Annotated in this window: 11 protein-coding genes; 6 read left to right on the top strand and 5 right to left on the bottom strand. The window is 44.4% G+C overall.

Going from position 1 to position 12,940, the window contains the following annotated elements; translation table 11 throughout:
- The first annotated feature begins 39 nt into the window (after positions 1 to 39).
- The 4 genes from prsR (at position 40) to K0504_RS11435 (ending at position 4,793) form a co-directional block, all read left to right on the top strand.
- Complete coding sequence (gene prsR / locus K0504_RS11450; RefSeq protein ID WP_220104331.1) at positions 40 to 1,395, top strand: PEP-CTERM-box response regulator transcription factor; 1,356 nt, start codon at positions 40 to 42, stop codon at positions 1,393 to 1,395.
- 231 nt (positions 1,396 to 1,626) lie between these two features.
- Entirely contained in the window at positions 1,627 to 2,526 is a 900-nt protein-coding gene (locus K0504_RS11445; RefSeq protein WP_220104330.1) for a hypothetical protein, read from the top strand.
- A gap of 290 nt (positions 2,527 to 2,816) precedes the next feature.
- Complete coding sequence (locus K0504_RS11440) at positions 2,817 to 3,695, top strand: HprK-related kinase A (RefSeq protein ID WP_225918099.1); 879 nt, start codon at positions 2,817 to 2,819, stop codon at positions 3,693 to 3,695.
- Positions 3,696 to 4,793 (top strand): nucleotidyltransferase domain-containing protein, encoded by a 1,098-nt coding sequence (locus tag K0504_RS11435; RefSeq protein ID WP_220104328.1) that lies wholly within the window; start codon positions 3,696 to 3,698, stop codon positions 4,791 to 4,793.
- Here the strand turns inward: K0504_RS11435 and K0504_RS11430 are convergent.
- Genes K0504_RS11430 through K0504_RS11410 form a run of 5 tightly spaced genes read right to left on the bottom strand, consistent with a single transcriptional unit; the run spans position 4,790 to position 10,383 of the window.
- On the bottom strand, positions 4,790 to 5,845 hold the full coding sequence (locus tag K0504_RS11430; RefSeq protein WP_220104327.1) for an XrtA/PEP-CTERM system-associated ATPase: 1,056 nt from the start codon (positions 5,843 to 5,845) through the stop codon (positions 4,790 to 4,792). The genes K0504_RS11435 and K0504_RS11430 overlap by 4 nt on opposite strands.
- Before the next feature lie 2 nt (positions 5,846 to 5,847).
- Positions 5,848 to 7,374, bottom strand: coding sequence for a porin family protein (locus K0504_RS11425; RefSeq protein ID WP_220104326.1), 1,527 nt, complete (start codon positions 7,372 to 7,374; stop codon positions 5,848 to 5,850).
- Positions 7,298 to 8,218 (bottom strand): XrtA-associated tyrosine autokinase, encoded by a 921-nt coding sequence (locus K0504_RS11420; protein WP_220104325.1) that lies wholly within the window; start codon positions 8,216 to 8,218, stop codon positions 7,298 to 7,300. Before K0504_RS11420 ends, K0504_RS11425 begins: the two co-directional genes overlap by 77 nt.
- On the bottom strand, positions 8,218 to 9,765 hold the full coding sequence (locus K0504_RS11415) for an XrtA system polysaccharide chain length determinant (RefSeq protein ID WP_220104324.1): 1,548 nt from the start codon (positions 9,763 to 9,765) through the stop codon (positions 8,218 to 8,220). The genes K0504_RS11420 and K0504_RS11415 overlap by 1 nt, the downstream gene beginning before the upstream one ends.
- Before the next feature lie 27 nt (positions 9,766 to 9,792).
- On the bottom strand, positions 9,793 to 10,383 hold the full coding sequence (locus K0504_RS11410) for an XrtA/PEP-CTERM system exopolysaccharide export protein (protein ID WP_225918103.1): 591 nt from the start codon (positions 10,381 to 10,383) through the stop codon (positions 9,793 to 9,795).
- Between the two features lie 269 nt (positions 10,384 to 10,652).
- On the opposite strand from K0504_RS11410, the gene K0504_RS11405 reads away from it, so the two are divergent.
- Positions 10,653 to 12,056 (top strand): TIGR03013 family XrtA/PEP-CTERM system glycosyltransferase, encoded by a 1,404-nt coding sequence (locus tag K0504_RS11405; RefSeq protein ID WP_220104323.1) that lies wholly within the window; start codon positions 10,653 to 10,655, stop codon positions 12,054 to 12,056.
- A 13-nt stretch (positions 12,057 to 12,069) separates the two neighbouring features.
- Entirely contained in the window at positions 12,070 to 12,918 is an 849-nt protein-coding gene (locus K0504_RS11400) for an XrtA system polysaccharide deacetylase (RefSeq protein WP_220104322.1), read from the top strand.
- The last annotated feature ends 22 nt before the right edge of the window (positions 12,919 to 12,940 follow it).

The following is a 12,940-nucleotide window of genomic DNA, read 5'->3' as shown; positions in this document are numbered from 1 at the left end:
CATAATGATTCGAATTCGATAAGGAAATGATAAAAGCTAATGGAAACTCTGCTTGTAATTGAAGATGACCTAGGCATACAGAAACAGCTGAAGTGGACCTTTACCGATCATGAAGTGATCACCGCTGGCGATCGCGAATCAGCCATTGCCGCGTTGCGTCGCTACGAGCCCAAAGTTGTAACACTTGATTTAGGGCTGCCACCTGATGAAGCAAATGCGAGCGAAGGGTTGGCTGCGCTGCAACAAATATTAGAGCTTGCGCCTAAAACCAAAGTGGTGGTGATCACTGGTAACGATGATAAAGACAATGCATTGAAAGCCATCGCCATGGGCGCGCACGACTTCTATCAAAAACCAATCGATGCCGACACCCTAGATATTATTGTTTCCAGAGCTTTTTTTGTAGCCAATATCGAACATGAAAATGATCGCCTCAAACAGTCCTCGCTTGACGACAATGGCTTTATTGGCAACAGCCCGCAAGTCCAACAAGTCAGCCGGATGGTTGATCGCATTGCCCCTACCGAAATCACTACACTCCTTTTAGGAGAAAGCGGCACAGGTAAGGAAGTACTAGCTCGCGCAATCCATGAACGCGGCCCGCGTGCCGGCAAACCATTCATCGCGATTAACTGCGCATCTATTCCTGAAACTCTACTCGAGAGCGAGTTATTTGGTTTTGAACGAGGCGCGTTTACTGGCGCCCATAAGCAGACCAAAGGCAAAATTGAATGCGCTCATGGCGGTACGTTATTCCTCGATGAAATCGGTGATATGCCATACCCACTACAAGCCAAAATCTTGCGCTTTTTACAGGAAAAAATTATTGAGCGATTAGGTGGCCGCCAAGAGATCGCAGTTGATGTAAAAGTTGTTTGCGCAACCCATCAAAACTTGCAAGGTATGGTGTCAGAAAAGAGCTTCCGAGAAGACTTGTTTTACCGTATTAGTGAAGTGACTATTAACATCCCGCCGTTGCGTGAACGCGGTGAAGACATCTTGCTGTTATCCCGAGCATTTTTACAAAGCTTCGCACAACAATTTGGCCGCAAACTGACAGGCTTTACTGAGGAAGCAAGGGCAGCGCTTATGGCCCATAATTGGCCGGGGAATATTCGCGAGCTTCAAAATAAAATTAAATCCGCTGTCATCATGGCCGAAGGCAAGCAAATTTCAGATTTAGATCTGATGTTAATGCCCGCGACAGAAGAGTCATCCCTAAGGCAAATGCCACTTAACCTAAAGCAGGTTCGAGAAGCAGCAGAAAAACACGCTATAAATCGGGCTTTGACTATGGCTGACGGGAATATGTCGAAGACCGCAGAGCTGTTGGGTGTTACAAGGCCAACGCTCTATTCATTGATGGATAAGTATGGGATGGAGAAACCATCTTAATTTGTTCATAATGTGAACGTTTTTTTATTGCTCGGTGTTGTCGAAGAACTTTACAACTGTTGTAACGCCATTATATTGTTGCTCTAGCGCTACTTTCGCAACATTATAAAAATCATAACGTTACTAGAAAAAACAGGATTGGGCATACTTTTTGCTTTAGTCACTAAATAATGCGTTCCTGATATGGCAGCGTAACACCGACGATTTATCTAATTTAGGCTGGATGAAACAATGAGTAACGAACAAAGCAACGATATGGAAGTCAAGGAAGCCAAATCGGGTGCTCAATCATCACGATTTGATCGTCGCCGATTTTTGAGAACATCTGCGGCGGCAACGCCTGTACTAATGACGTTAAAGAGCCCCACAGCTTGGGCCACGCAGTCAGGTGCCTGCAGCTTGACTGTCGTCATGTCTGGTAACTCATCTAACCCAAACAACTGTACTTCAGCTTGTCCTTTCTCGCCAGGATATTGGCATAAAGTATTGGAAGATACGAATAATGGGCAGGGCGGCGCATCTAAGCAGGAAGTTCGCTCAGTTATAATGGCTTACAAAAACCCTTTTAGAAGTAACTTTAATGATGTTTTTCTAGCGAACATTGGCTTCCCGCAATACGACGGTGATTGGAAATGCACGCTTTCTGAAGATAGCGACAACCCAACTTTTGATGCAGTCCTCCCAAGTAACGGCAAGAGCCGATATTCATTGAAAGTTAAGTTTGAAAACATCAATGAGTCTTCGTCCTGTTACAAAGATGAGCACATCGTTGACTTAACGAATAGCAAGAATAACGTGCAGAAATTCTTAGTGGCGGCGGTATTTAATAGTCTGTTTAGCCCAACTTATATTAATTACAGATATCAAGAGCCAGATGAAGTCATAGCTCAATTTACTAGTGCAACAAACAGCATCATCGATGATATTTTCACTAAGCTAAGTACGCATTGTAATGATACATCAACAAGCGTTAGCGTATCTTCATCGAGAGGTAGACTCTCCGGTAAGGATAACAATAATCATGGCCACGATAACGATGGTGGCTGTGATAATTCTGATGGCCTTATCTCAGGTCACCCTTATCTCAACTTGTTGACGCTCGTCAATGAATGGGATACTTGTACTCCCTAGCTTTTAAAGACACAAGAAAAAATGCTTGATCAATCTAGACTCACTCACACATTGAGTGAGTCTTTCTCGTTTAATAGCTGTGTTTTTGAATCGGGAGGAAAAGTCGTTCTTTTCAGCCCCGAAACTATGGATGTGGTGCTCTGTGAGCGGCGTGTGTTAGAGGTGATCAAAGCTATTTCCCGAGGAGATGCACACTTCCCACAGGAGCTCAAGGCTTACTATAACCCCGTCCAACTATCGCAATTACTACAACGGTTAGAAGCGTCCAGAATCATTCAGAGTGTGTTATTATGAGTCACAAGTCATATCACCTTCGTTCTGGGCCCTTCTTGTTTGAAATTGATACCCCGATTTCGATAGTTCAAGAGCATATATCCAGCCACTATTCCCATAGCCTGGTTCAACCTTCCTCAAGTTCATTTATTGACTACCATGTAACTTTGAATCACGGACCACTCCACCGACGACTCATTTTTCCGCAAGCAACCTTTTCCTTTAACCACAAAACCCCTTTCAAACCCCTTCCTTTAACCCAAGCTCACGCAATGCTTGAATGGGGAATGAACTGGGTAATTTCCTCCACTGCAAACCAATTTTTGACTATTCATGCAGCTGCTTTGGAAAAGAATGGTAAAGCAGTAATTATTACTGCTACTCCGGGCTCAGGAAAGAGTACGTTATGTGCTTACTTAGTATCGCAAGGCTGGCGCCTGCTCTCGGATGAATTAGCGCTCATTAGCCCTGGAACTCTCGAAGTTCATGGGCTTGCTCGCCCAATGAATATGAAGAATAAGTCGATCGACGTAATGAAGGAATATTTTTCTGCTGACAGCTTTAGTAAAGTAGCAGAAGATACTCACAAAGGAACAGTCTGCTTGCTTCGCCCTCCTATAAGCAGCCTAGAAAAAGTGCTCATCCCAGCAGCTCCGGCCTTACTGGTTTTCATCAAATATCAACCAGATGAGCACTGCTATGTTGAATCAATAGACAAAGCAAAAGCACTAGTTGAGGTTATCTCGAATACATTTAACTTTGGTTTATTGGGACACAAAGGTTTCGATATATGTAAACGGTTAATTGCTCAAACAGACTCTGTTTATATTGAATACAGCGATTTTGAAGCTTGCAAAACTGCAATAGAAAATGCTTTAACTAAGAGTAACCAGTAAATGCGACTATTTCAGCTTCTGAGTTCTCCAGATAAGTCTCTTAACCTCTCATTATTTAAATGGTCTACATTGTTAGCAGAGGCTCGCTATATGAGTATGTTAGGCCAACTTAAGCCTCTGCTTGTTAAAGCTCATGTCTGGCATAAGCTTCCGCTCAAAGTTCAACAAACCATCGAGTCAGACTTTTGCGTCTACGCAAACCAAAGGCGCCTTTTATCTCAAGAATCTGAGCGCCTTTCCAGCCTACTCAAAGGGCTTAACGTAGACCATGTTTACCTTAAGGGAGCAGCTTACCAGCTGGCTGGCTATCCAGAGTTTGACGGACGACTCATGGCCGACATCGATTTGCTTGTTAGTAGAGATTCGTTGCCTAAGGTAGAAGCCGAGTTGCTAAAAAGTGGTTGGATATTTACGAAGACCAATGATTACGATGAAAAATTTTACCGTGAATGGTCACACGAGATCCCACCTCTGAGACATATAGAGCGTGGCACAGAGCTCGACGTTCACTTTAATATCATGCCAGTTATTCTTAAAAACAGTCCATCTCCGGCCTTGTTGCAATCCAAGATAACCCCTCTTCCACAGCTACCATCTGCCTATATGCTAGAGCCTTCAGCCTTGGCATTTCATAGCATTATTCATCTCTTTTTCGAAAGTGAATATAACAAAGGAATTCGAGATCTAAATGATATTTACATGCTCACCAAACATTTTGACGGGGTTGATTTCTGGCAGGGGTTGATTGCTCTTGAGGGAGAAATGGGTAACGGAGATTGCATTTATTGGGCCCTTTATTTTCTCCGAAAGATCTATAGCTTGTCTCCTCCAACGTATGTTCTCGAGCATTTTGATAAGTGCGCGCCAAACAAGGCTCTAGCCGCTATCTTAGGTTGGAGCTTTACTCAGGTGTTCTACCAACAATATCCCCCCTACCGGTCAAAGCTTCACTTAGTGGCCGCAGCGATACTTTATTGGCGAGGACACCTTAAACGTATGCCACTCTATAAATTGATACCGCACCTGTTCGTCAAGGGCTGGCGCCAGTTTATTAATAAAGAGGAAATGACTTTAGAAGACGTATTTCGAGTACGCTAGCTTAGGCTACGTACACCTTTTTCAGATTCCGCTTTCTTATGAGTAATCAGTTTATCTAAATATCGAATAATTTTAATTTTGCGCTGAATCACCTGATCGAGCACGTGACCAACATCTGAAAGTACTTTTTGCATCTCATCGCCTGATATATTGACTGCCAAATCATCCCCCTGAGGTTGTTCGGCAGTTTGGTTACCTGCAATAACTGATGCTGCAGCTGAACGTGCCGTTTGTAGCGATCCGGATAGCTCTTCTCCCATTTCAGTGATCACTGCCTCAACATCTTCCGCTGAGATGCTCGTAAGATCCTCTAGGAAAGCATATAAAAATAAACGGTCAGCAAAAATATTGATCTTGCGTGGCACGCCACCGGTGTAATCAGTAATACGACCAAATATATCTGAACTTAAGGCCGGAACCCCCTCCCAGCCAGCTTGAGTAAGACGATGTTCGATATAGCCTTGTACTTCGTCACCTGAAAACGGTCTGAGGTGGCAAGAAGCAATAATACGCTGACGAAACTGCTCCATTTCCGGTAATTCAATGATTGGCTTTAACTCTTCTTGACCAAGTAAAAAGCTCTGAATCAGAGGCCGATCGTCTAGCTGAAAATTAGACAACATCCGCAGTTCTTCTACCGTTTCTGCTAGAAGGTTCTGTGCTTCATCGACTACTAATAAAGCCCTTTTACCTTGTCTATTCAGCTGATGGAGGTATTGTTCTAATTTTCTAAGAATTTCAGCTTTCCCCAACCCTTCCACCGAAATATTGAATTCCGCGGCGACAAGCTGAACAAGTTCTTCGGGGTTAAGTTTCGTAGTGGCAATTTGGGCGGGAACAATAGAGTCATCTAAAGACGCCAATAAACTTCGGGCAATAGTAGTTTTTCCGGTGCCTATGGGTCCGGTCACAACAATGAAGCCCTCACCTTGAGATAGGCCGTACTGCAAATAGGCCACAGCCCTATCATGGTGAGCACTTGAGAAAAAGTATTTAGGATCTGGGCTTAGTTTGAACGGTTTATCCGTTAGGCCAAAATGCGATTCATACATGCTTAAAACTGCTTATTCAGATTAACGAACACCTGGTTTTCATCATAACCTAACTCGTCATCACCTGAACTTTGATTAGAGATAATCACGCCGCAATCAACAGATAAATCGTTACTAAAGCTCCTGTTCCAATTGATGTTGAGTCGCCGATAATAGTCATCTTGTGCGCTAAGACTCGACGAAGAATCGAAGCTGTATTTATCGAATGAAAAGGAACCCGAAAGAGTACTTACCTGGCTGAGTTGGCGAGAATAACCGATCGTTGCTCCGTATTGGTCATCTTCTGAAAGTTGACCATCATCTTCAGTTCGATCCCGTCTTAGCGATGTAAGCGTCAGTGATACACTACTGCGCTTCATGGTCAATGTTGAAGTCCAATCTAATCGCTTTTCAAGCCAGAACCGCTCTAAATCCTGGCCACCAACATAGAAATCTCGATCAAAGCTACTGGGTTCTTCTGTGTAGGTGATTTCATTAAGCCAACGTTTGCTTCTATGACTCAATGTGAAGTCGTACGAATCGCCAAAAGCTCGCTTTCCGTATTCAAATCGAACTGTTGTTCTTCGGGTAGGCTGGTAATTAACAATGCCACCAACATAGTCCGACTGGTCTCCCTCTAATACGGACAGGTAACTTAACTCCACATAAGAAACTCGATCAAAATAATAACGAACAGCCGGCCCTGCTTCAGCATATTTATCATCACCTAGCAGCTCATCACTGCTACCCGCGGACTGCTCATACTTTTCACCACTAAACTTAATCAACGGCACAAAACCATTCTTTTCCATTAAGCCTAGTTCACCATCTAACTCATGTGACTCTGTTTCATTGGAGCTATTACGTGAGTCATTTTTACTATAGTCATAATCGAATGACCAAAAATAGTTTTTAACTCTAACTCCTTGGTTGATAGATAGGCCCGCGCTGTAATTATGGCTATTGCCTTCACTATCCTGTGAGTCAGAAATGCCTGTCTCAAGATTTGCAGATAGACCAATAACTCCCCTGCCACCATTGCTATATGCTAAATTCGCATTTGCATTGCGCGTTTCCACCGTATCTGCAACCAAGAAATTATTGCTTGCATTGCGCTGAGAATCCGTGGCGCGATTATTAACTCTGGCGGTAACATTTGAACTAAAGCCCGAGTGGCCATAGACATTGTTAAGGCCCAGCGAAAGCTCGTTGTAGAAATCATTACGATCAGAATCATAGCTATAGAATGCTTGGGTTCCTAGATAGTCAATATTCAACAGGCTGTGCGTGCCTGTTACCGAGCCAACCACCCCGGCAGCGAGAGTGCCAATAGCACTATTTTCCTCGTTAGAAGACGCTAGTTCTACATTATCGGTGTAAGTAACCCCAAGGTTTGTACGCGGCGTTAAGTTAATTTCAGCAGAAAAAGCGACAGGCCAGCTAACAGAAAAGCCCAACGCCAAAGCAAATGTGTTATGAACTAGCTGCCGACTTTTCTTCATCTGTGTACCCATACCCGTACCCATAGCCATACCCATAGCCATAGCCATATTGGCTAAACGCTCCCCGGACAGCCTTATTGATCACAAAACCAATAGCTAAATTGCGGTCAAGTTCATCAATGGCTTCGCTTACTTGTGCGAATTTTGTTTGATCTTGCTCAACGACTATCACCGCTTGGCCAACCAACTTGGACATCACCTTTGTTTCATTAATACCAAGCAGCGGAGGACAATCGAAGATGACCACACGGTCGGCATAACGAGAGGCTAGCTCCTCTGCCAACATGGCCATTTTTTCACTAGTCAGTAATTCATTACTCAAGTCATGAGGCATACCAGCAGGCATAATCCGCAATTTTTCGATATTAGTTGGGTAAATCACTTCACCGACCGTATCAACTTCTCCAGATAGAAATTCCATTAGCCCCGGCTTACTGTCCAGTTCTAAATTTCGCATTACACTGGGTTTAAGAACGTCGGCATCAACTAGAAGTACCGTTTTGTCCTGCTCTAAAGCAATGCTGAGTGCTAAGTTTATCGAGGTGAACGTCTTCCCCTCCCCGGGATTAGAGCTGCTTACCATGATCAAATTGCCGTTTGGGTGGGCCTCTCGCCCTGCTCCAAACGCGTTGGCAAGCAATTTCAACTTAATATTGCGGTATTCATCACGTACCAACCGAGACTTTCTTGTTTCAGTAACCATACCTTTGCTAAGCAAAAGCTCACTAGAAATATGCAATGCGTCTGGTTGTGGGGAATTAGCCACATCTTCCGAATCGGCTACCTGAAAGGCATCAGACCGTTCTATCGATTTTTGGACAGGTGATTTGTTTAAGTCTCCAGCTTTTTGCCTAGCTTTTAATGCGTTCAAGGCCTTTTCAATTGTACTCATTATCCACCCAGCCCTTTAACAAAAAGTGCGTCATGCCAACTTTGATTGGTGTTTAGAGCAATGAATACAGTAAACAAAACAACCAGTGCCGAGTTAGCCAGCAAGAAAATCCGCATTTTGCGCTTTTCCCACTTCTGTAGGCCCGAGTTCTCTGTAGCAGTTACCACACCAAAGACTGGAATGCCTGTGCTTTTCAATGAGCCCGGACTACTGACAACAGGAGATAACAAGCTAAAACCAAGCGACAAGCCAATTCCGACAGCAACACTGACCACCAAGACTCCTGCGAGCATAATTAATCGAGGAGGCCCGGAAGGAGTAGAGTTAACTCTGGGCTGCTCCAACACACGAAATGAAATAGAGTCTGTGGATTGATCAACTTTATCGGACATTACCGCTGACTCTTTGCGATTCAAAAGTTCGTAGTATTTGTCTTTGGTAATAGCATAAGTCCGATTTAACCCCGTCAAACGAGCTTGAATATCGGGCACATGATCCAACCGGCCTTGAAGTTCATCCACTTCAGCCGCATATTTACTTTTGCGAACTTCCATTGCAGCAACGGTACTTGTTAGCCTATTAATTGTTGCTCTCAGTTCTTGGAGCACGGGGTTGCCATTGATGCCACCAGAATCCGCCTGACCACTCAGAAACTTGTGTTTTTGTTCTGTTAACGACTCCAGGCGGCGCTTAGTTTCAACTACATCAGGATGATTGTCAGTAAAGCGAACCGTCAGTTCATCAAGGTTAATTTGTAGTGCTTCGATTCGCTGATCGTAATCAGTACGTATAGTTGAAAGGCTTTGTACTGCAATATCAACCTCTCCAGAAAGTTGACCTTTGGCCGATTCCAGCTCAGTCTGAGTTTCTTGCAATGCCAACTCAGCTTGCTCTAAGCGATCTCGCGCCATTTCAAGAGCTCGAAAATAACTGCTCTGATTATTAACGATAAAGGCGGCATTTTCTTTGCGGAAATCAGCCAAACGCCGTTCGTCTTCTGAAAGACGACGCTCGTACTCAACGATTTGTTCATCTAAAAAACGTTGAGCTTGATCTGAATCGAGCCGCTTTTCTCCCAGCGTGTTTTCAATAAACACACTAATTGTGCCCTGAACAATTTTCTGAGCTAGCTGAGGATCTTTGCCGTCAAAAGAAACAGTATAAATGTTTGCTCGGTTTGCCGATTTCAAACTAATACCGCTCTTAATCTCACCGAGCAAAGTTTGGAACTCTTGTGGAGTAGCAACACTTAAATCAGCATCAGAAGCTCGAGCAATTTTTTCTAAGTTGTCTGGCGTTGTTATCGTTCGAACAATTAAGTCAAGCTCTTGTCTCGGGTCTGTGGTAATGGTCAACCCACGCATGAGTGGCTTTAAAATTGATCGAGTATCGGCAAATACTTTTGCCGATGAGCTGTATTGATTAGGGAGTGTCGATACATATAACCAACCTATTGGACATAGAATCCAAGTAGCGATCAAAATATATCGCCGCTTCAGCCAAACTCCTCGGAGGTACTGAAGCAGCTCTTCGATAATTTCAGGCATGGTTCAAACTACTCTTAATATTGGCGATTAGAACCAAGCTTCAGGGATAATTACAATATCGCCGGGTAACAGATCGACGTTAGCTCCGATATCACCATCTCGAACTAGCGTGTCCAGCTTGACCGAATACTGTCTTTGGGCACCATTCTCAACACGAATAAGGGTGGCGTCATCGCCATTGGCAAAATCAGTCAAACCGCCTACAGCAATCATCAAGTCCAGTAAGGTCATGTTTTCTTTGTAGTTGACTGCTTTTGGCTCAAGCGCTTCACCAATAACTCGCACTTGCTCACTATATGGGCCAATGAAACCACTTACCGTAACCGTCACAATAGGATCGCGAATGTAAGTACTCAAAACTTTCTCAAGCTCTCGAGCGAGTTGAGTCGGAGTACGTCCAGAGGCTGAAATATCTTCCACCAGCGATGTGGTAAACATGCCATCGGGTCGAACCACGAACGAACCTGAGATTTCAGGGTTACGCCAAACAAAGACATTTAAGCTATCACCAGGGCCAATCAGGTAATGGTAATCATCGATGTTTGTTGTTAGAGAGGAATGTGCAGAGGCTGATGGTAATTCAGCTCGATCACCACTAACACATCCATTAAGGGTCATTACTGTAACTAAACTGGCAATAATTCCAGCAGCAAACTTGAGGAGTTTTGTTTTCATGGCGAATTCCATCACGCGTTTGTAATTGTAGGCGAAAGCCTCTCCCAAGCCTTCATCTTAATCCTCAAGTGACTAAAATGTAAAATAGTAATCTGAACAAATTTCCGGCAGCGTCAACATACTGGCACCTTGAACAACAATGCTTTAACATTGCCCCAGCATAATTTGCGCCCAACTAAATTATAATTAGCTAAATAAAGTGCAAGGACGACATGGCACGTACACGATTTCACGACTTACACACAGGGACGCAACTACTTTTCATCGCCGAATTTGTGGTGCTCTGTGTCATCTATTTTGTAGGGTTGGAAGCTGACCGAAGCTATTACCCCGATCTGCTGCCCGCTTACTGGGAAGGTCAGCTAATTAGTCACTTTGCTCTGTTCATCTTGCCGACTCAGATTAGCATCCTTTCCGTTGGCTTATATAACCGAAAAATACGCGAAACATTTCGTGGCATTATCCGCAGGATGTTTGTCAGTGTGGCCCTTGGCTATTTCATTTCAACAGCAATCTATGGCCTTACACCAATCGATGTTTTGCCTGGTAATTTGCGAGAGTGGGCATGCTTAGCAGCCTTCATTTGTTTGGTTACATTGCGCTACTTCGCGTTGACTGCGCGCTATCAAAGCCTTGGCCGCCAACGTGTACTCGTATTGGGCGCTGGCGAGCGAGCAAGCATTATTGAACGCCGCATGCGCCGCCGCTCGGATCGGGTCAGTTTTGATTTAGTTGGATTTGTCAAAACGCGAGGCGACTCTCCAAAAGGCATCGAAAGCGACCCAATAATTGAATTAACTACGTCGCTCGAAGCCTATGTATTCGAGCAAAAAATTGACGAGATTGTTGTTGCTGCGGATGAAAGACGTTCTAACTTGCCGGTTGATAGTTTGTTTCACTGTAAACTTCATGGGGTTGAAGTCACAGACATCCTCGACTTTATTGAACGAGAAACAGGGCAAATTGCCGTCAACCTCATTTATCCATCGTGGGTGATCTATAGCAATGGTTTTCAATCAACCAACTACTTGCGCAACGCCTTTGACTGGACATTTAATACTTTCCTAGCCCTGTTTGTGCTCTTTTTGACGTGGCCATTTATGTTGTTGACGGCCCTGTTGATCAAACTTGAAGATGGCTTCAAAGCCCCGGTACTATATAAACAAGAGCGCATTGGACTAAACGGCAAGCCATTTAACATCTTCAAATTCCGTAGCATGACAACCGATGCAGAAAAGCACGGAGCCCAGATGGCGGTCAAAGGCGATGCCCGAGTGACCAAAGTCGGGGGCGTGATCCGCAAGTATCGTATAGACGAACTGCCGCAGCTTTATAACGTACTGCGCGGTGAAATGGGCTTTGTGGGCCCTCGACCTGAGCGTCCTTACTTTGTTCGTGAACTCGTGCTAAGTATCCCTTATTACAACCAACGCCATAATGTGAAACCTGGCCTTACCGGCTGGGCCCAACTAAAGTACCCATACGGGAGCACTGAAGAGGACTCGCTCGAAAAGCTCAAGTTTGATTTGTACTACATTAAACACCGTAGCTTCTTGCTCGACCTACTTATCTTAGTGCGAACCCTAGAAATTGTTATTTTCGGTAAAGGCGTTTAAAAGTAGTGGCTGTATGAAGCAAATCCCTGCAATTACCAATGCAATGACTGTAGATGTGGAAGACTACTTCCATGTGTCAGCCTTTTCTGGTCAGGTGGATATAAAGGATTGGGGAAATCGCTTTCCGTTGCGAGTCGAGCAAAGTACCCAAAAAACCTTAGAAATATTCGCTAATCACAACACTAAGGCTACCTTTTTTATTTTAGGTTGGGTTGCCGAGCAATGCCCCGCATTGATCAAATCCATTGCCGCTCAAGGTCATGAAATTGCTTGCCATGGCTATGCTCACCAGCGGGCAACAGAGCAGGATAAAGAAACCTTCACCCAAGACGTAAAACGTTGTAAGCACTTCCTTGAAGATCTAACCGGCCAACCAGTCATTGGTTATCGCGCCCCTTCATTCTCTTTTGACGAGCGCAACGAATGGGCATTCGACGTCATCAGAGAGCTCGGTTTCACCTACAGTTCAAGCACTTACCCTGTAAAACACGATCTATACGGCGTCCCCAACTGGCCAAGATTCAAACATCTACGGTCAGAGGGAATCACAGAAATCCCCATTCCCACAACGTATATATCGGGGCGCTCGATCCCAATTGGTGGGGGCGGCTATTTCCGTCTGTATCCATACTCCGTCAGCCGCCGGTTAATCACTCGCTTTTTGAAACAAGAGCAACAGCCCTACAGCTTTTACTTTCATCCATGGGAGCTAGATCCCGAGCAGCCAAGGATGCAGGGCGCGCCATTAAAGTCTAAGTTTCGACATTATCTAAATCTAAGCCGGATGGAATCTCGATTGAACCGCCTGTTACAAGATTTTTCTTGGTCCACCATGGCAGAGGCCTATCAGATAGGCGACTAAGGTAGAGAGTTCATTAGGATGA

Source organism: Neiella holothuriorum (assembly GCF_019457915.1).
GTDB classification, from domain to species: Bacteria; Pseudomonadota; Gammaproteobacteria; order Enterobacterales; family Neiellaceae; genus Neiella; species Neiella holothuriorum.
Note: the sequence above shows the minus strand (reverse complement) of the source record. Positions and strands in the feature narration are given on the sequence as shown.